The sequence below is a fragment of the Streptomyces chiangmaiensis genome (assembly GCF_036281785.1).
GTDB lineage: Bacteria > Actinomycetota > Actinomycetes > Streptomycetales > Streptomycetaceae > Streptomyces > Streptomyces chiangmaiensis.
This window is the reverse complement of record NZ_JAYWVC010000048.1, coordinates 26291-45399: the sequence shown is the minus strand read 5'-3', so window position 1 is coordinate 45399 and position 19109 is coordinate 26291. Positions and strand designations below refer to the sequence as shown.

Here is a 19109-nt window from a genome sequence, read left to right as displayed (position 1 = left end):
TCACCGCCTGGGCGACGGCACGGTGATCACGGTCCCGATGAACGCGGCCTGGTTCGACGAGTACGGCTGGTCGGTGGAGAACCGGGGCGTGGAGCCGGACCTGGAGATCCTGCGCACCCCGCTGGACTGGGCCGAGGGCCGTTACAAGCAGCTGGAGGACGCGGTGCGACTGGCCCTGGACCTCCTCCACGCCAACCCGCCCGCGACACCACCCGACTACGACGACGTCCCCGACCGGACCCGCCCGAAACTGCCTCCGCGAACGACAGGTTGACCAACGGCAGGTCGGTCGCCGTACCGGTGCCACTACGAATGTCCGCGGGTGCCGAAAGTGGGGTGCCCCGAAGAGAGAGGGCACCCCACTCGACGGCCGAAGCCGGGTACAACGCCTAGGCGTCGTAGTCCTGGTTGAAGCGGTCCTCCGCCTCTTCCTGCTGCCGCCGCGCGTCCTGCTGAGCCTGCTGACCACGCTGCTGAGCCTGCTGGCCGCGCTGCTGAGCCTGCTGGCCGCGCTGCTGGGCCTGCTGTTTGCCCTGCTCCATCTTGCGCTTGGCCTGCTGCTTCGCCTGCCCGGACTTCTCCTGGAACTGGTCCTTCATGCCCATGGGTGTTCACTCCCGTAGTGGGTGAGGGGATTGGGCCTCGACCAGACTGACACGCATGGACAAACAACGCATTTCGATCAGTTACGCAGCGTACTGCTCTGCTGCTCGTAGGCCTCTCCGCCGGCTCCCACCAGGCCCGTGCTCACGCTCCCCAGCCGCGGCTCGAACCTCCGCATGTCCCGCTGCCCCAGCGTCGCGACGATCCCCGGCAGATACCCGCGAACGGTCTGCATCCCGCGCAGCCACCCCTGCCCGTACACATGGCTCGACCGACGTTCGATCCCGGCCACGATCCGGTCCACCGCCGGCCCCAGCGGATAGGTCTTGTTGGAGGGCCACGGCAGTCGCTGCCGCAGCTCCCGCATCACCTCGTCCCGGTCGGCGCCCCGCACCATGTCCGTGTCGGTCCACGACAGATAGCCGACCCCGACCCGGACACCCCTGTGCGCGACCTCGGCCCGCAGACTGTGCGCGTACGCCTCCACGCCCGACTTGGACGCACAGTACGCCGTCATCATCGGCGCGGGCGTGATCGCCGCGAGCGAGGCGATCTGGAGCAGATAGCCGCGGCTCTCCAACAGCACCGGCAGGAAGGCGCGGGCGGTCACCGCGGAGCCGATCAGATTGACCTCGATGACCCGGCGCCACGACTCGGGGTCGGAGCCGGTGAACGGACCGCCGTTCGCCACACCGGCGTTGGCGACGACGATGTCGACCTTCCCGAACCGCTCCTTCACCTCCCGCGCGACCCGCGTCATCGCCTCATGGTCGGTGACGTCGGCGTGCCAGTGTCCGTTGTCCCCGTACAACTGCTCCGAGACCTTCTTGAGCGCGTCCGGCTCCAATCCGACGAGCGCCACCTTCGCCCCGCGCGCCGACAACTTGCGGGCCAGCAGCTCCCCCACACCCCGCGCGGCGCCGGTGACGACCGCGACCTGCCCCTCCAGGCTCACCCTGCTCATGCGCCCTCCTCGTTCCGCACGCCCGCCGCGTACGCCGCGACCAGTTCCCGGATCCGCCCGGTCACCAGCTCCGGTGCCTCCACCGGTGTCATATGGCCGAGGCCCGGCAGCTCCGTGCTGCCCACGCAGTGCGGCAGCGTGGAGACCAGCGCCCGGGCGTGCACCGGCGGTGTGAGCCGGTCGGCCGTCCCCACCACGACCTCCGTCGGCGCCGTCAACTCCCGTATGCCGGCTGCCAGATCCAGCCCTTCGAGCACGCGCGACCAGGCGTGGCGGACATCGCGGGGACAGGCGTGCACCACGTACGCGCACGCCTCGACCATGTCCGGCGTCGAACCGGCGCCCATGGTGGCGTACTTGAGGATGCGTTTGGCCAGCGGAGTGACCGGACCGAGCGGAGCGCGGGAACCCAGGATGCGCGCCGTGAGCCAGGTACGTACGCGTCCGGCCGGCAGCGGCACCACCAGCGCCTCGGCGACCAGATGCGAACTCCCCGTGCTGCACAGCAGGACCGCCGCCGTGTGCGCCCGGAAGCGCGGGCGTGCGGCCGCCGCCAGCACGGTCATCCCGCCCATGGAGTGCCCCACCACCACGGCCTTCTCGCCCGGCGCGAGCGTGGCGGCGAGAACCGCCTCCAGATCGTCAGCGAGCGCCTCCGTGCTGCACGCGGGGCTCGCGGGGCTGCGCCCGTGTCCGCGCTGGTCGTACGCGATCACCCGGTGGTCGGCGGCGAGATCCCGGATCTGCGCCGCCCAGAAGGCGGTCGAGCAGGTCCAGCCGTGGGAGAGGACGACCGGCGGCGCGGCCTCGGGTCCGTGCACCTCCACGTGCAGCCGGGCGCCGTCGGCGGAGCGGACGGTCAGCTCACGGGCGGCAGCCGGGGGCGCGTACGGCCCGCTCCTCACATGCGTCACCCTGCTCATGCGCCCACCCCCAGCTTCGTCTCCTCGGAGCCTCTGCCCGGCTCCGCCGCCCCGGTGCCGCGGAGCACCTCGTACTCCGCGAGGTCCACACGCCGCGTCGCGCCCCGGAACTCCGACGTCGTACCGGGCCAGATGGTGGTGTTGCGGCCGCGGGCGTCCAGGTACCAGCTGGTGCAGCCACCGGTGTTCCACACCGTGCGCTTCATGCGTTCCTGCACCGTGTGGTTCCAGGCGTCGATGGCGCGCGGCCGGGCGTCGAACGCGACCCGGCCGCCGAGGACGTTCAACTGCCGCAGGTAGTCGGCCATGTAGTTCAGCTGGGACTCGATCATCAGGATCATCGAGGAGTTCCCGAGACCCGTGTTGGGCCCGATGATCGTCATCCAGTTGGGGAAGCCGGCCGCGGTGGCCCCTCGCAGGGCCGCCATCCCGTCCTTCCATGCCTCCGCCAGGGTCCTGCCGTCCGCCCCGACCACCCGCTCGGCGATCGGCATGTCCGTGACGTGGAAGCCCGTCCCGAAGATGATCGTGTCGACCTCCGCCTCGGTCCCGTCGACGGCGACGAGGGTCGATCCACGGACCTCGGTCAGCCCACTGGCGACGACGTCCACATTGGGCTGCGTCAGAGCCGGGTAGTAGCTGCTGGACAGCAGGATCCGCTTGCAGCCGATGCGGTAGTCGGGGGTGAGTTTCGCCCGCAGTGCCGGGTCCTTGATCGCGCGGGCCATGTTGCGCTTGGCCAGCCGCTCGACGAAGCCGAGTTCGTCGGGGTGCTTGGTGAACGCCTGGACCTGCAGCTCCCGGATGCCCCACAGCAGTCCGCGCCGCAGTTGCGTCGTGAAGGGCAACGCCCGGTGCAGCCCGCGTTCGAAACCGCTGATAGGGCGGTCGACGCGGGGCATCACCCAGGGCGGGGTGCGCTGGAAGAGAGTGAGTTTCGCGACGTCGGGCTGGATGGACGGCACGATCTGGATGGCCGACGCACCTGTGCCGATCAGGGCGACGCGCTTGCCCCGCAGGTCGTACTCGTGGTCCCAGCGTGCGGAGTGGAAGACCTTGCCGGGAAAGGAGTCGAGGCCGGGGATGTCCGGGATCCTGGGATCGGACAGCGGCCCGGTGGCGGAGACGACGACGTCCGCGGTCAGGCTGCCGCTACTGGTCTCGATCGACCAGTGCAGCCGCTCCGCGTCCCAAGTCATCAGCTTGACCTCGGAGTCGAAGCGGATGTGGGGGCGCAGCCGGAAGACGTCCGTCACATGCTCCAGATACGCGCGGATGTGCTCCTGCCCGGAAAAAGTGCGTGGCCAGTCGGGGTTGGGCGCGAAGGAGAAGGAGTACAGATGCGAGGGCACGTCGCAGGCGCACCCGGGGTAGCTGTTGTCGCGCCAGGTTCCACCCACGGCGCCGGCCCGCTCCAGGACGACGAAGTCCGTGACTCCCTCGCGGCGCAACCGCACTGCGGCGCCGAGCCCGCCGAAGCCGGACCCGATCACCGCCACTCGTACATGAGGCACATGCTCGTGCTCGGCCATCCCGACGCCCCTCCATGCCTACGTGACTCCGCCAGTGAACACTGGCGCAATGGGAGGGTAGGCCAGCGGCGTACCGATGGGTAGGGGGCGGGACAAGGAAAGTTACCCGGGGTACGACGTAGGGTGCGGGAGTGGCAGACGGCGGGGAGCGGCGCGAGTACCGCATGGATGAGCTGGCCGAGGAGGCCGGCATCACAGTGCGCACCCTGCGCTTCTACCGCGAGCGCAGGCTCATCCAGCCGCCGCGCCGCGAGGGCCGCATCGCCTGGTACGACGACACACATCTGGCCAGACTGCGCACGATCTCGGCCCTCCTGGAACGCGGCCACACCCTGAACGGCATCGCGGAACTGGCCGAGGCCTTCGACCACGGACGCGGCGTCGGGGACCTGCTCGGTCTCGGCGCGCCCACCGAGGAGACCCCGGTCCGCCTCACCCCCGAGGACCTGGCCGACGTCTTCGGTTCCGAGGCGACGCCGGAGAACCTCGCCGCGGCCCTCGACCTCGGCTACCTCGGCACGGACGGCGGCGAGATCGTCCACATCAGCCGCCGACTGCTGGACGTCTCGGCGGCCCTGGTCCGCGAGGGCATCCCGCTCGCGGATGTCCTCGCCGCCGGCCGCCGCGTCCGCGAGCACGCGGAGGCCCTGGCGGAGGTCTTCGCGGATCTGATGACCGCCCACAACCGCACTGCGGAGGACGCCCGACGCCTGCGCCCGCTGGCGAAGAGCGTCGCGGAGGCGGAACTCTCTCTGGCCATGGACCGGCGCCTGCGCGAACGGTAGGGCCGTTTCGGAACGCCCCGCAAGGCCGTTGCTACCGCTCGAAGGTCACCGACACGGGAGCGTGGTCGGACCAACGTTCGCCATGGGTGGCCGCTCGCTCCACGACCGCCTTGACGGCCCGCCCGGCGAGCCCGGGGGTCGCCACGGCCAGGTCGATCCTCCACCCCGTGTCGTTGTCGAAGGCCCGCCCACGGTAGGACCACCACGTGTACGGCCCCTCGACGTCGGGGTGCAGCGCCCGCACCACATCGACATAGCCGCCGTCCTCGGGGTCGAAGACCCGGCCCAGCCACTGTCGTTCCTCGGGCAGGAAACCGGAGTTCTTCCGATTGCCGCGCCAGTTCCTCAGGTCGGCCTCACGGTGGGCGATGTTCCAGTCGCCGCAGACCAGGACCTCGCGGCCGTCGGCGGCGGCTCGCTGCCGCAGGTCCTTCAGGTGACCGAGGAACTCGGCCATGAAGCGGGTCTTCTCGTCCTGCCGCGCGGTCCCGACCTCTCCGGAGGGGAGGTAGAGAGAGGCCACCGTGACACCCGGCAGATCGGCCTCGACGTACCGGCCGCTGCCGTCGAACTCGGCCGACCCGAACCCGACCCGCACCCGGTCCGGCTCGCGCCGCGTGTAGAGCGACACCCCGGCACGCCCCTTGACGGCGGCGGGCGCGTGGACGACATGCCACCCCTCGGGCTCCCGGACGCTCTCCGGCATCTGTCCCGGCTCGGCGCGCACCTCCTGGAGGCACAGCACATCGGCCGAGGTCTCCGCCAGCCACTCCGCGAAGCCCTTCTTCGCGGCGGCGCGAATCCCGTTCACATTCACGGAGGTCACCGTCAGCAAAACACTCTCCTCGACCTCACAGTGGACCCCCGTCGACAGGACGCTTTGTCGGAGGTCACAGTCGGCACGCGGGAACCCTACCGGCACACTGGAGAGGCCATCATGTCCGCCTATGCATAGATGTACGATGATCAGCATGAATGTTCGTCCCGCCCCGTTCGACCACCCCGACGCCGTCAAGCTCAACGACCAGGTCCAGGCCGAGTACCACGTGCGCTACGGCGACGGGGGCGACGCCACCCACCTGGACCCGGCGATGTTCGTGCCTCCGGCCGGGCTCTACCTGATTGCGTACGACGAGCAGGACCGTCCCGTCGCCACCGGCGGCTGGCGCACCCAGGACGAGAGCGAAGAGGGCTACCTGGACGGGGACGCCGAACTCAAGCGGATGTACGTCATAGAGGAACTGCGCGGCCGCGGCCTGGCCCGGCGCATCCTGGCGGCGCTGGAGGAGGACGCCCGCGCGGCCGGCCGTACCCGCATGGTCCTGGAGACGGGCAGCAAGCAGCCGGAGGCCGTGGCCCTCTACACCTCCAGCGGCTACGAACCGTGCGCCAAGTTCGGCTACTACCGCTTCCACGAACTCAGCATGTGCTTCGCGAAGCCGTTGTAGACCCCCGTGGGGGCCGGGCGACTCCGGCTCCCACACGCCACTTACCGCCGTGAACTCTGCGCCGTCCGCGCCGGGTTCACCGGCTTCGGGGTACAACAAAGATCCCGCCCGATCTTCCGATCGGACGGGATCTTCTCAACTGCCCTGAACCTCAGGGAGTTGTTGCGGTGGACCTGAGGGGATTTGAACCCCTGGCCCCCTCGATGCGAACGAGGTGCGCTACCGGACTGCGCCACAGGCCCTTGCAACGAATGAAACTCTAGCATCCTCATCGGCCCGCCCGGAAATCCGTTCCGCCCTGGTCAGCACCGGGGGTGCACGAACGTCGTCGGCACACCCCCACCTACTCGTTGGCGGCCCGGGGCCGTTCGCCGTCCTCGTACTGGTCGAACAGCGGAGTGCGCCCCCGTTCCCGGGAGCGCCGCGCTGATGCCGCCCGCCGGGCGTCGCTGCGGCCGCCGTCCCCGGGCTCGGCCCGCTGCTCCGCCCCGGCTCCGGCCTCCCCGGAGTCCGTCTCGGCGCCTGCCCCGGACACCCCGGGCACGGGCGCCGCCGCCTCCGCCGCACTGGACCGGGCGGAGCTCCACGCGTCCGGCGCCCCGAGGTCCACGCTCGGTGTCGCACGCGGGGCGACCGGGGCGGTCACATACGTCGGCAGGGGCACCGGCACCGGGTCCCAGCTCTCCCCGTGGCCCGGTCGGCACTGCCGCTCGCGCTGCTGGTCCACCCACTCCGCGTGATCGGTCTGCTCGACGAGCGCCCGGCGGTCGGCCGCGAGCGTGGACAGCCCGGGGTCGCTCTCCGGCGCGGGGGCGTCCCGCGACTCGTCCGCGCCGGAGTCGGCCGGCGGCCGCCGCCTGGGCTGCCGCTCCCGTAGCCGCTGCGCCGCCGCCTCGGCCCGGCGGCGGTCCATCGTGTAGGTGAACCGCTTGCGCTCCTGCGCCCGCAGATATGCGATGTATGCGCTGAGCAGCACCGCGGGCACACTGGGCGCCCACAGGAAGGCGAGGCCCCCGACCGCGGCGACGATCGCGCCGAGTGTGAACGCCACGAAGAGCAGGATGGTCGTACGCCGTCTGCGCGCGAGCGCCTTCGAGCGGCGGGCACGCGCCATGGCCTCCGCGGAGGACGCCTTCCGCGCCCGCGGCACGCCCTTGCCCGCGGGGGGCCGGGCGCTCTTCGGCTCGGGGGCGGCGGGAGGGCCCTTGGCGGAACGCCGGCCCGCCGCGGCCCGGGACGGGGCCGGAGTGCCGGATGTGGACGCCCCCGGGGCTGCCGGCTCGCGCCGGGCCGTCCCCTCCGGCTCCACCCGGGCCCGCGCCTGCTGCCCGGTGGGAGGCATGGCAAAGGCCCGGACGTCCACCGAATCGGTGACGCCGTCCGGGTCGGCGTTGTGCTCCCCCTCTTCGGTGGAGCGCGCCCGCAGGTCCTTGGCGTATCGGCGCTCCATGCCCGCCCGTCCGGACAGCAGCCGGATGGCGGTGCTGAAGCGTTCCGTCGGACGAGACTCGTTGAGCTCGTCCTGCCTACGGAGCCACATCGGCACCAAGTAGGCGGCCCAGGCCCCGACAATGACTGCGTAGATGAGGCCGCTGCTGCTCACGCCTCACACGGTAGAGGGGTTTGCGTGAGGCCATCTGCCAATTGCGCCGGTGTGTCGCACGATCTGGCTGATATTTCGAACTTTTTTTGGGACCGATGCGATCAGCTGGCCGACGTGCCCGCTAATTCATTGGGCCCACGCGATCGCCACCCGATCAATTTCGAACATACTTTTTATTTGCCGGGGTGCGCCGGCTTGCTCGGATCGGCGCCCGTACTCTTCGCATGTGCCTGCTTCTGGCGTGCCCGGTGCCAGCGTGCCAGCAACCCCTCGGGCACCTCTTCCGCGGTGAGCGCGAACACCAGATGGTCCCGCCAGGCCCCGTCGATGTGCAGATAACGCGGACGGAGCCCCTCCTCACGGAATCCGAGTTTCTCCACGACCCGGCGGCTCGGCGCGTTCTCGGGGCGAATACAGACTTCGATGCGGTGCAGTCCGACGGTCCTGAAGCAGTGGTCGACGACGAGTGCCACGGCCGTCGGCATCACCCCGCGCCCCGCGACCGCCTGGTCCACCCAGTAACCGACATGCCCCGAGCACATCGAGCCCCAGGTGATCCCGGCCACCGTCAACTGCCCGACGAGCCGGCCCTGGTACTCGATGACGAAGGGCAGCATCCGGCCCGCGTTGGCCTCGCTGCGCAGATGCCGGACCATCTGGCGGTAGGTCGGCCGGTGCGTGATCGGACCACCGGGCGTGGGCGGCGGAACAGTCGCCTCCCACGGCCGCAGCCAGTCCCGGTTGCGGCGGTTGACCTCGCGCCAGACCCGCTGGTCGCGCAGCCTTATCGGCCGGAGGACGACATCGCCGTCCGCCAGCTCGACGGGCCAGGATGGGCTGTTCAGCTCGCACCCCCACTCGGTCTGGTGCGGTCCTCGCCGACCGGGGACCCGGTCGCCTCGGCCCTCGGGTGGTCACCGCCGCGGATCTGGTCGACGGCGTGTACCAACAGGGGCTCCAGGACGGCCAGTCCGTCCTTCACCCCGCCGGTGGAGCCCGGCAGGTTGACGATCAGCGTCCTGCCGGCGACTCCCGCGAGTCCCCGGGACAGGGCCGCTGTCGGCACCTTCTCTCTTCCGAACGCCCTGATGGCCTCGGGAATGCCCGGCACCTCGAAGTCGATCACGGCCCGGGTCGCCTCGGGCGTGCGGTCGGTGGGCGAGATGCCGGTGCCCCCGGTCGTCACGATCACGTCGTAGCCCGCACGGGCGCCGGTCCGCAGCGCGTTCTCCACCGGATCCCCGTCCGGGACCACCCAGGGCCCGTCGACCGCGAAGCCGAACCGGATGAGCGCCTGTGCGATGAGGGGCCCGCCCTTGTCCTCGTACACGCCCGCGGCCGCCCGGTTGGAGGCGGTGACCACCAGGGCCGCGTACGGCGCCGACAGGGCGCCGCCGACCGCCGGCCCTTCCGGTGCGGTCATGCCCGGCTCCAGTCGCCCGATGTGCCGCCCGTCTTCCGCTCCACGCGCACGTCCGTGATCACCGCCGCCTTGTCGACCGCCTTGACCATGTCGATCACGGTCAGCGCCGCGACACTGACCGCGGTGAGCGCCTCCATCTCGACGCCCGTGCGGTCGGTGGTCTTCACGGTCGCCGTGATCTCGACGGCATCGTCCACGACGGACAGGTCCAGCTTCACACCGGAGACCGCGAGCGGGTGGCACAGGGGAATCAGGTCCGGCGTGCGCTTCGCGCCCATGATCCCCGCGATACGCGCGGTGGCGAGCGCATCACCCTTGGGGACCCCCTCGCCGCGCAGCAGCTCCACCACGCGCGGCGAAACGAGCACGCGACCGCTGGCGCGTGCGGTGCGCTCGGTCACGTCCTTCCCGGAGACGTCGACCATGCGGGCTGCCCCCGCGTCGTCGATGTGGGTCAGTCGGTCGTGCGTACTCATCTGCTGCGGCGCTCCCGGTCTCGGCCCGGCACGGTACGGCGCGCGGGCCTGCTGTGCGCGACACGGTACCGCCACCCGGGCAGGATCAGCGGAGCAAGGTCCCGGGTACGGACCGCCCGACCAGGAACGGGCCGCGGACGGGGCGTCCCGGCGGCCGGGAGCGCCTGTCCGGTAGCGCCGCGCGGTGCGCGCGGGCGGTCAGCCGAGGAGGAGCACCTCGACCTCGGCACCCGGCTCGACGGACCTGTCGTCCTCGGGGACGACGATCAGGGCGTCGGCGTGCGCGAGGGCCGCGATCAGGTGCGAGCCGGCGCCGCCGACCGGGGTCACGTGCCCGTCGGCGTACTTCCCGCGGAGGAACTGCCTGCGGCCCGCGGGCGAGGTCAGCGCCTTGTCCGCGCTGAGGACGGCCCTGACCCGGGGGCGGTGCACGTCCTTCAGCCCCATCAGGGTGCGGATCGCGGGGCGTACGAACAGCTCGAAGGAGACGTACGACGACACCGGGTTGCCCGGCAGCGCGAGCAGCGGGGTGTGGTCGGGGCCGATGGAACCGAAGCCCTGGGGCTTGCCGGGCTGCATGGCGAGCTTGCGGAACTCGATGCCGCTGCCCGGCTCGTCCTCGTCCCCGACGGAGGAGAGCGCCTCCTTGACGACGTCGTACGCCCCCACGCTCACCCCGCCCGTGGTGACCACGAGGTCGGCGCGGACGAGCTGGTCCTCGACGGTGGACCGGAGGGTGTCGGCGTCGTCGGCCACCGCGCCGACCCGGTAGGCGATGGCTCCGGCGTCCCGCGCCGCGGCGGTGAGGGCGAAGCTGTTGGAGTCGTAGATCTGGCCGCCGGCCAACTCCTCGTCGGGCTGGATCAGTTCGCTCCCGGTGGACAGGACGACCACGCGCGGGCGCGGACGCACCCGCACCGTGCCGCGGCCGATGGCGGCGAGCAGCCCGATCTGCGGCGGACCGAGCACGGTGCCCGCCTCGAGGGCGAGCTCGCCGGCCTTCACGTCGCTGCCCTTCTCCCGCACATGCGCGCGCGCCTCGGCCGGGCGGTGCACCCGCACCTGCCCTGAGGCGCCCTCGGGGGACAGGCTGCGGGCCGGCATCGCGGAGACGGGTCCGCCGCCGAGCCCTCCGTCGGTCCACTCCACCGGGACGACGGTCTCCGCGCCGGGCGGCAGCGGAGCGCCGGTCATGATGCGCGCGGCCTCGCCCGGCCCCACCTGGAGCTTGCCGGTCGAGCCCGCCGCGACGTCCCCGACCACCGTGAGGGCGGCCGGGAACTCCTCGCTCGCGCCCGCGACATCCGCGACCCGTACCGCGTATCCATCCATCGAGCTGTTGTCGAACGGCGGCAGGGAGACCGGCACCGTGACGTCGTCGACCAGCACGCACCCCTGGGCGTCGAGCAGCTGCAGCTCAATGGGCTCCAGAGGCTGGACGCCGGCGAGGATGTCCTCTAGGTGGTCGTCCACCGACCAGAGAGGGTCCTGGCCGGTGTTGCGGGTCGCGGCGGCGCTCAAAATCCCTACATCTCCTCGGTCACATAACTGCGAAGCCAGGTCTGGAAGTCCGGACCCAGATCTTCACGTTCGCACGCGAGTCTGACAATGGCACGCAGGTAGTCGCCACGGTCACCGGTGTCATAACGGCGGCCCTTGAAGACGACGCCGAACACGGGGCCGCCGACCTTCTCGTCCTCCGCGAGCTGCTGAAGCGCGTCGGTGAGCTGGATCTCGCCACCCCGGCCCGGCTCTGTCTTGCGGAGTATCTCGAAGATCCGCGGGTCGAGGACGTAGCGGCCGATGACCGCGTAGTTCGACGGGGCGTCCTTCGGGTCCGGCTTCTCGACCAGGCCGGTCACCTTGACGACGTCGCTTTCCTCGGTGGGTTCGACGGCCGCGCTGCCGTAGAGGTGGATCTGCTCGGGCGCGACCTCCATGAGGGCGATGACGCTGCCGCCGTTGCGCTCCTGGATCTCGACCATGCGGGCCAGCAGGGGGTCGCGCGGGTCGATCAGGTCGTCACCGAGCAGGACGGCGAAGGGCTCGTGGCCGACGTGCGGAGCGGCGCACAGAACGGCGTGCCCGAGGCCCCTGGGATCGCCCTGGCGCACGTAGTGCATCGTGGCGAGGTCGCTGGACTCCCGAACCTTCGCGAGCCGTTCGGCGTCGCCCTTCTTCTCGAGGGCGGACTCGAGCTCGTAGTTGCGGTCGAAGTGGTCCTCAAGGGGCCGCTTGTTGCGGCCGGTGATCATCAGAACGTCGTCGAGCCCCGCGGACACGGCCTCCTCGACCACGTACTGGATCGCGGGCTTGTCGACGACCGGCAGCATCTCTTTGGGGGTGGCTTTAGTGGCCGGCAGGAACCGGGTGCCGAGGCCTGCTGCGGGAATGACAGCCTTGGTCATCCTGGGGTGCGACTCAGTCATGTCCGCAACCATATCCGGTGGCTATGCACTGAATCTGTGCCTCCGGTTAATTCGCTCTCAAATGAGCGCATTGAGGAAGGCAGGGCACTGACCAGTGGTTCCCATGGAACGCGAGGCCGAGCGTGGCAAGCGAATGTTGCGGCGACGGCTACGCGAGATGAGAAGCAGGTTGACGTCCGATGACGTTCGTGAGGCGGCAGCCGCACTGGCCGAGCGGGCGCTGGAGCTGCCGGAACTCGCGCACGCGCGCACGGTGGCCGCGTACGTCTCGGTGGGTGGCGAACCCGGCACCATGCCTCTGCTGGAGGCGCTGCGCGCACGGGACGTGCGTGTGCTGCTGCCGGCGCTCCGCACCGACAACGACCTCGACTGGGGCGCGTACGCCGGACCCGACTCCCTGGTACGCGTCCGGCACGGCGGGAAGATGGCCCTCCTGGAACCCGCGGGCGTGCGCCTGGGTCCGGAGGCCGTGGGGCGGGCCGACGCCGTGCTGCTGCCCGGCCTGGCGGTCGACGCGCGGGGGATGCGCCTCGGGCGCGGCGGGGGCTCGTACGACCGCGTACTGGCCCGGCTGGAGCGTGCGGGCGCCGACCCGGCCCTGGTGGTGCTCCTGTACGACACGGAGGTCGTGGAACGCGTCCCCGAGGAGCCCCACGACCGCCCGGTGCACGCGGTGGTGACCCCCTCGGGCGTGCGCCGCTTCCGGGAATCCCCGCCCGGGCACTAGCGGCCCCCTCGCCCCATCGGGAATCGGGCCCTGCACGCACGCGTGCAGGGCCCGATTCCCGATACGTCGTCCGTCAGGGCTTGAGCGCCAGGGTGTCGGCAGTGCTCTTGTCGACCGCGCTCTTGGAGAAGTTCCACGACAGCAGCTCGCCCTGCGCCCACTCGTCCGTCTGGTCGGTGTAGTGGGCGCTGTAGGCATGCCCGGAGGCACCCGTGAGGTTGATCCACTTGGACTTGTCGAGATCGTCCAGGTTGACCACCATCCGCATCGACGGAACCCAGATGACGCCATAGCCGCCCGCCGCGTTCCAGCCGGTGGCATCCACGGCCGCCTCGCCGCCGTCGAGCTTCCAGGGACCACGGTTCAGCATGTACTGCAGCACTCCGGGACCGCTGGTGCCCAGGGTCTGGTTCTTCAGGAACAGGCGGTGCAGCCGGCCCCAGCTCCAGGTGTCGAGGTCCTTGCCGAGCTTGGCGGTCAGCTCCCAGCGCGCGTCCGTCATGGCGCGCTTGAACAGCTCGTCGCGCGTCGTGGTGGCCTTCTGGGTGCGCGTCTTGGGCAAGTGCCACCAGTCGTTGGTCTGGTCGTCGATGATGTTGCTCACCACCTGGAACCAGCGGTCGCCACCGTCCGGCTGCGCCTGGTCCGCGTCCCGCTCACCGCACTCCCGCACCTTCTGGTCCTCGTCCGCGGGCCCGGTGCTGTCGGCCCTCTCGACCCACAGGCACTGGCCCTTGACGCGCAGTTCCTTGGGCAGCTTGTTGCCGAAGGCGAGCTTGAGGATGTTGCGCCAGACGGCGTTGAAGTACGCGGCCGCCGCCGAGTCGGCGTCCTGTGTGTAGTCCCAGCCCTCGAGCAGCTTCTGCGCCTCGCGGACGTTCTTGTCGGAGATATCGATCTTGAGGAGCTTGCGCACCAGCAGCCTTGCGATCTCACTGCTGTTGTCGAGCTGCATCTGGCGCATGTCGTCGGTCGAGATCATGCCGCCGCCCTTGATCTTCGACTCGATCAGGTCGTTGATCCGCTGACTGCGTGTGCCGTAGCCCCAGTCCGTGGTGAGCGTGTAGCGGTACTTGTCCTTGTCGATCACGGCCTGGTTGGCGGTGACGATGTAGCCGCGCTTCGGGTTGAACTCGTAGGGCAGCGCGTTCTGGGGGATGTACCCGGTCCAGCTGTACTTGGAGTCCCAGCCGGGTGCCGGGATCGAACCGCTGTTGCCCTTCGCGCGCGTGGGGATCTTGCCCGGCAGCTGGTAACCGATGTTGCCCTTGGTGTCCGCGTAGATCAGGTTCTGCGAGGGGACGTCGAAGGACCGGGACGCCTCGACGAACTCCTTCCAGTTCGACGCCTTGTCGATCTCGAAGACGGCGTCCATGGAAGTCCCGGGGTCCAGGGCGGTCCAGCGCAGCGCGATGCCGTAGCCGTCGCCGCGGTCGGGCGCCGCGGTGTCGACCGTCGCCTTCTTGCCGACCTTGACCAGCTCGTCGTCGCGGTCGGACAGCAGCGGGCCGTTGTTCGTCTCCCGCACGACGATCTTCTTGGACTCGCCGCCGGCGACCTTGATCGTCTCGGTACGGGTGGTGAACGGGCGCACCTTCCTGTCGTAGAGGTAACCGCTGCCCGACAGCTTCTCCAGGTAGAGGTCGGTGACGTCGACCCCGGAGTTGGTCATGCCCCAGGCGATGTGCTGGTTGTGGCCGATTATCACGCCGGGCATGCCCGCGAAGGTGTAGCCGGTGACGTCGTACTGGCACTTGCTGGAGACCGCGGTGCAGTGCAGGCCCATCTGGTACCAGACCGACGGCAGTGCGGGCGACAGGTGCGGGTCGTTGGCCAGCAGCGGCTTGCCGGTGATGGTGTGGCTGCCCGCCACGACCCAGGAGTTGGAGCCGATGCCGTTGCCGTTCACGCCGACGGCCGCCGGAATGCCGTCCAGGACGTTGTAGAGGCCCGCCAGCTGGCCCTGCAGGGCCGAGGAGGCCGGCGTGGAGGTGCCGGTCGACGACTGCGTGCCCGTGGAGCCACTCCCCTTGAACGTCTTGGTGAGCTCGTCGTACTGGCCCTCCCGGACGATCGGCTTGTTGCGGTCGTAGGGGTACTCCGGGTAGAGGTCCGCGATCTGCTGGGGGCCGAGGCGGCTGGTCATCAGGGAGCGGTCGATCTCCTCCTGCATGTTGCCGCGCAGGTCCCAGGCCATCGCCTTGAGCCAGGAGACCGAGTCGACGGGCGTCCACTGCTCGGGCTTGTAGTCGTTGGCGAACCCCAGGGCCGCGTACTCCAGGGAGATGTCCTTGCCGTCCTTGCCCTTCAGAAAGGCGTTCACGCCCTTGGCGTACGCCTGGAGGTACTTCTTCGTCGCGGGGGACAGCTTGGTGTCGTACTCCTGCTGCGCCACCCGGTCCCAGCCGAGGGTGCGCAGGAACTCGTCGTTCTCGACCTGGTCCTTGCCGAACATCTCGGACAGGCGCCCGGACGTCAGATGGCGGCGCACGTCCATCTCGTAGAACCGGTCCTGCGCCTGGACGTAGCCCTGCGCCATGAAGAGGTCCTCGTCGGACGAGCCGTAGATCTGCGGGATCCCGTAACCGTCGCGTTTGACGTCGACGGGGCCCGACAGGCCTTCGAGCGTGATCGACCCCTCGGTCTGTGGAAGGGAGGCACGCACGGTGCTGACGGACCAGTACCCTCCGTAACCGAACCCTCCCACAAGGGCCAGAACCAGGACGATCAGAAGCAGACGGGCTCTGCGCCCCTTCTTCCTGCCGGACTTGCCGGGCTTCTGGCCGGAAGAGGCGTTGGTGTTGGCGGGCATCGCTGTCCTTGCTGTCCTCACACGAGCGGCAGGGCGGGCTGTGCTTTCTACTGAGCGCTGGAGCAACCATAGGCGCAGGACCCGGCACGCCTTGACGCGGAGTCCGGAACCAGCCCGGACTTCAGTTCGAACACACGGCCGGAACGTCAAGAAAGCGTCAAGAGTTAGGTAAGGTAACGAAGTACTTGTACTGATGTCCTCACCCATGTCGGGCTTCAGGTACTCGGATCGGGGCGTTCGCATTGCGGCTCCCGGACTGGCGAGAAGGGAACGGCCGCTGACTGTCCACCACCTCAACCAGCTCCTGCTCGTCTGCTCGCTCGTTCTGCTCATCGCGGTGGCAGCGGTTCGGATCTCGTCGCGCAGCGGGCTCCCCAGCCTGCTCATCTACCTGGGCATCGGCATCGCGATGGGCCAGGACGGCATCGGCGACATCCACTTCGACAACGCCGAACTCACCCAGGTCATCGGATACGCGGCGCTGGTCGTGATCCTGGCGGAGGGCGGTCTCGGCACGAAGTGGAAGGACATCCGGCCGGCCCTGTCGGCGGCCACCTCCATGGCGCTCATCGGTGTTGCGGTGAGCGTCGGAGTCACGGCGGTCGGCGCACACTTTCTGAGCGGTCTCGAGTGGCGGCAGTCGCTCATCATCGGAGCGGTGGTGTCCTCGACCGACGCGGCGGCGGTCTTCTCGGTGCTGCGGAGGGTCCCCCTCCCCGCGCGCGTGGCGGGCGTCCTGGAGGCCGAGTCCGGCTTCAACGACGCCCCGGTGGTCATCCTGGTCGTCGCCTTCTCCACGGCCGGCCCGGTGCAGCACTGGTACACGCTGCTGCTGACGATCGTCGGGGAGCTGGCCGTCGGAGCCGCGATCGGCCTCGCGGTGGGCTGGCTGGGCTCCTGGGGTATGCGGCACGTGGCCCTGCCCGCCTCCGGCCTCTACCCGATCGCTGTCATGGCCATCGCGGTCGCGGCCTACGCGGCCGGCGCGCTGGCCCATGGCAGCGGCTTCCTCGCCGTGTACCTCGCGTCGATGCTGCTCGGAAATGCGAAGCTGCCGCACTGGCCCGCGACGCGCGGCTTCGCCGAGGGGCTCGGCTGGATCGCACAGATCGGCATGTTCGTCCTGCTCGGTCTGCTGGTGACCCCGCACGAACTGGGCGCCGACGTCCTGCCCGCCCTGGTCATCGGCCTGGTGCTGACCATGGTCGCGCGGCCGCTGAGCGTGGTGGTGAGCCTTGCGCCCTTCCGGCTGCCGTGGCAGGAACAGACACTGATGTCATGGGCCGGTCTGCGCGGTGCAGTACCCATCATCCTGGCGACGATCCCCATGGTGAACGGCGTCGACGCCAGCCGGCACATCTTCAACATCGTCTTCGTCCTGGTGGTCGCGTACACCCTCGTCCAGGGTCCGACGCTGCCCTGGCTGGCCCGCACGCTGCGCCTGGCCGGCGGCCCCGAGGCCTCCGACCTCGGCATCGAGTCGGCACCCCTGGAGCGGCTGCGCGGGCATCTGCTGTCCGTGGCGATCCCCGAGGGTTCACGGATGCACGGCGTCGAGGTCAACGAACTGCGCCTGCCGACCGGCTCCGCGGTCACCCTCGTGGTCCGGGAGGGCAAGTCGTTCGTGCCCCTGCCGACGACGGAGCTTCGACGTGGGGACGAACTCCTGGTGGTCACCACCGACCAGGTCCGCGACGCGGCGGAGAGGCGCCTGCGGGCGGTCGGCCAGGGCGGGAAGCTCGCCGGATGGCTCGGCATGACCGGGAACGGGACGCCCGGCCGCAGACGTTGAGGGCACGTTTCGGACAGTTCACATATCTGGTAATCCCAGGTGGAGGACAGCACGGTGCCCCGTTTCACAGGTGTCCTGACCCTTCGCCTCTGTACAATCAAGGCGCACCCTGATCGAACCAACTCTGCCTGACGCAGAGCTGGCGCGACCGTATGGCGGCCGGGACGCCCCCGCAGCGGGCGCCGGTATCTACCGCAGTCCGCGCAAGAGGACAGCTCTCGGCGCCCTCGCGCTACCAGGCGGCAGAAAGGCACGGGCCGTGGCGTCCACGGTCACCCCGAAGTCGTCCCGTCCGGGCTACGGACAACTGCTGCGCACCCGAGGCGCGTGGACGTTCCTGTTCCCCGGCTTCGCGGCGCGTCAGCCGTTCGCGATGCTCACCCTCTCCATCGTGCTGCTCGTGCAGCACACGACCGGCTCCTACGGCGCCGCGGGCGCCGTCGCGGCGGTCACCGGCGTCTCCATGGCCCTGTTCGCGCCCTACAGCGGCCGTCTAGCCGACCGCCACGGCCAGCGGGCGGTCCTGCTTCCCGGCGTCCTGGTGCACACCGTCGCGGTCGCGTCCCTGACGGCGCTGGCACTGGCCCACGCGCCGTTGTGGGCCCTGTTCCTGGCGGCCGTCCCGACCGGCGCCTCGGTGCCGCAGATCGGCCCCATGGTGCGGGCCCGCTGGGGCGTGAAGCTTCAGGACTCGCCCCTGATGACGACGGCCGCGGCCTTCGAGTCCGTCACCGACGAGCTGACCTTCGTGCTCGGCCCGCTGCTGGCGACGGCGCTGTGCACGGCGGTCGCCCCGGCCGCGGGCCTGCTCGCCGAGGCGACGCTGACACTGGTCGGCGGCATGCTGTTCGCGGCGCAGAAGGGCACCCAGCCGCCCGTCGCCGCCGTGACACACGCTCGGGTGGACCAGGTTTCCGCGCTGCGCGTCCCGGGTGTGCGGGTGCTGATCGCGGCCTTCCTGGGCATCGGCTCCGTCTTCGGCGGCATGCAGGTCTCGCTCGCCGCGTTCAGCGAGTCGATCGGCGAGCCCGGCCTGAACGGCATCCTGTACGGGATCTTCGCTGCGGGCAACATGCTCTCCGGCATCGTGTGCGGCGCCATCGCCTGGAAGGCCGCCCCGCAGCGCCGCCTGGTCATCGGCTACACGGCCCTCGCGCTGGCCGCCTCCGGTCTGTGGACCGCGCACTCGGTGGTGGTCCTCGCCGGCCTCGGCCTCCTGGTGGGTATGAGCATCGCGCCGTCCCTGATCACCGGCTACACACTGGTCGAGGGGCTGGTCCCGGCCGCGGCGCGCACCGAGGCCTTCACCTGGCTCACCGGCGCGGTCGCGCTCGGCCAGGCGGCCGCGGTCACGGTTGCGGGACAATTGGAGGACCGCCTGTGGGACGGCGCCGGTTTCCTGGTCCCGATGGCCGGGACGGTGCTGGCACTGGCGACGCTGTTGTCCCTGCGGTCACGGCTGACGGCGGGCCCGGGCGGCCGCACCGTGGCACGTGGCGTCGGTCACCGCGTGCCGCTCTCGGTGGACTGATCCCAAGGAATACGTCACTATAGATCGTCGTTAGCACTCACTGAGTAAGAGTGCCAGGAGG

18 protein-coding genes and 1 tRNA gene are annotated in these 19109 nt (G+C 70.3%); 6 read left to right on the top strand and 13 right to left on the bottom strand.

All coding sequences use genetic code 11. The features are described from left to right. Window positions 1–274: S41 family peptidase (locus VXC91_RS16925; protein WP_329508085.1), on the top strand; the 274-nt coding region annotated here is incomplete at its 5' end. A 115-nt stretch (window positions 275–389) separates the two neighbouring features. Here the strand turns inward: VXC91_RS16925 and VXC91_RS16920 are convergent. The 4 genes from VXC91_RS16920 to VXC91_RS16905 all read right to left on the bottom strand — a co-directional run bounded on the left by VXC91_RS16920 (window position 390) and on the right by VXC91_RS16905 (window position 4022). After that, complete coding sequence (locus tag VXC91_RS16920; RefSeq protein WP_329508084.1) at window positions 390–605, bottom strand: hypothetical protein; 216 nt, start codon at window positions 603–605, stop codon at window positions 390–392. Between the two features lie 77 nt (window positions 606–682). Further along, window positions 683–1567 (bottom strand): SDR family oxidoreductase, encoded by an 885-nt coding sequence (locus VXC91_RS16915; RefSeq protein WP_329508083.1) that lies wholly within the window; start codon window positions 1565–1567, stop codon window positions 683–685. After that, window positions 1564–2490, bottom strand: coding sequence for an alpha/beta fold hydrolase (locus VXC91_RS16910; protein WP_329508082.1), 927 nt, complete (start codon window positions 2488–2490; stop codon window positions 1564–1566). The genes VXC91_RS16915 and VXC91_RS16910 overlap by 4 nt, the downstream gene beginning before the upstream one ends. Beyond that, window positions 2487–4022, bottom strand: a complete 1536-nt coding sequence (locus VXC91_RS16905; protein WP_329508081.1) for a flavin-containing monooxygenase — start codon at window positions 4020–4022, stop codon at window positions 2487–2489. The genes VXC91_RS16910 and VXC91_RS16905 overlap by 4 nt, the downstream gene beginning before the upstream one ends. A gap of 164 nt (window positions 4023–4186) precedes the next feature. On the opposite strand from VXC91_RS16905, the gene VXC91_RS16900 reads away from it, so the two are divergent. Next, complete coding sequence (locus VXC91_RS16900; protein ID WP_408057398.1) at window positions 4187–4807, top strand: MerR family transcriptional regulator; 621 nt, start codon at window positions 4187–4189, stop codon at window positions 4805–4807. Window positions 4808–4838: 31 nt separating this feature from the next. Here the strand turns inward: VXC91_RS16900 and VXC91_RS16895 are convergent, their stop codons facing one another. Beyond that, window positions 4839–5642 (bottom strand): exodeoxyribonuclease III, encoded by an 804-nt coding sequence (locus VXC91_RS16895; protein ID WP_329508079.1) that lies wholly within the window; start codon window positions 5640–5642, stop codon window positions 4839–4841. Window positions 5643–5778: 136 nt separating this feature from the next. Between VXC91_RS16895 and VXC91_RS16890 the strand changes: the two genes are divergently transcribed. Continuing rightward, window positions 5779–6255, top strand: a complete 477-nt coding sequence (locus tag VXC91_RS16890; RefSeq protein WP_329508078.1) for a GNAT family N-acetyltransferase — start codon at window positions 5779–5781, stop codon at window positions 6253–6255. A gap of 168 nt (window positions 6256–6423) precedes the next feature. Here the strand turns inward: VXC91_RS16890 and VXC91_RS16885 are convergent. The 7 genes from VXC91_RS16885 to galU form a co-directional block, all read right to left on the bottom strand. Then, window positions 6424–6497, bottom strand: a tRNA-Ala gene (locus tag VXC91_RS16885). Window positions 6498–6598: 101 nt separating this feature from the next. Then, a complete protein-coding gene (gene sepX, locus VXC91_RS16880; protein WP_329508077.1) occupies window positions 6599–7858 on the bottom strand; it encodes a divisome protein SepX/GlpR in 1260 nt (419 codons plus the stop codon). A 173-nt stretch (window positions 7859–8031) separates the two neighbouring features. Continuing rightward, on the bottom strand, window positions 8032–8703 hold the full coding sequence (locus VXC91_RS16875; RefSeq protein WP_329508089.1) for a GNAT family N-acetyltransferase: 672 nt from the start codon (window positions 8701–8703) through the stop codon (window positions 8032–8034). Next, complete coding sequence (locus VXC91_RS16870; RefSeq protein ID WP_329508076.1) at window positions 8700–9281, bottom strand: MogA/MoaB family molybdenum cofactor biosynthesis protein; 582 nt, start codon at window positions 9279–9281, stop codon at window positions 8700–8702. The genes VXC91_RS16875 and VXC91_RS16870 overlap by 4 nt, the downstream gene beginning before the upstream one ends. Next, complete coding sequence (gene moaC / locus VXC91_RS16865; protein WP_329508075.1) at window positions 9278–9757, bottom strand: cyclic pyranopterin monophosphate synthase MoaC; 480 nt, start codon at window positions 9755–9757, stop codon at window positions 9278–9280. Before moaC ends, VXC91_RS16870 begins: the two co-directional genes overlap by 4 nt. A gap of 198 nt (window positions 9758–9955) precedes the next feature. Next, entirely contained in the window at window positions 9956–11278 is a 1323-nt protein-coding gene (glp, locus tag VXC91_RS16860) for a molybdotransferase-like divisome protein Glp (RefSeq protein ID WP_329508074.1), read from the bottom strand. Window positions 11279–11283: 5 nt separating this feature from the next. Further along, a complete protein-coding gene (gene galU, locus VXC91_RS16855; RefSeq protein ID WP_329508073.1) occupies window positions 11284–12186 on the bottom strand; it encodes a UTP--glucose-1-phosphate uridylyltransferase GalU in 903 nt (300 codons plus the stop codon). A gap of 103 nt (window positions 12187–12289) precedes the next feature. On the opposite strand from galU, the gene VXC91_RS16850 reads away from it, so the two are divergent. After that, window positions 12290–12913, top strand: a complete 624-nt coding sequence (locus VXC91_RS16850) for a 5-formyltetrahydrofolate cyclo-ligase (protein WP_408057397.1) — start codon at window positions 12290–12292, stop codon at window positions 12911–12913. 73 nt (window positions 12914–12986) lie between these two features. Here VXC91_RS16850 and VXC91_RS16845 read toward each other — a convergent pair whose 3' ends face one another. Then, window positions 12987–15725: a penicillin acylase family protein gene (locus VXC91_RS16845; RefSeq protein WP_329508072.1), complete on the bottom strand. Its 2739-nt coding sequence runs from the start codon at window positions 15723–15725 to the stop codon at window positions 12987–12989. Window positions 15726–15930: 205 nt separating this feature from the next. Between VXC91_RS16845 and VXC91_RS16840 the strand changes: the two genes are divergently transcribed. Further along, a complete protein-coding gene (locus VXC91_RS16840; protein ID WP_329508071.1) occupies window positions 15931–17517 on the top strand; it encodes a potassium/proton antiporter in 1587 nt (528 codons plus the stop codon). 259 nt (window positions 17518–17776) lie between these two features. Continuing rightward, the gene (locus tag VXC91_RS16835; protein ID WP_329508070.1) at window positions 17777–19048 is read left to right on the top strand and encodes an MFS transporter; all 1272 of its coding nucleotides are present in this window, start codon (window positions 17777–17779) and stop codon (window positions 19046–19048) included. Window positions 19049–19109: the final 61 nt, after the last annotated feature.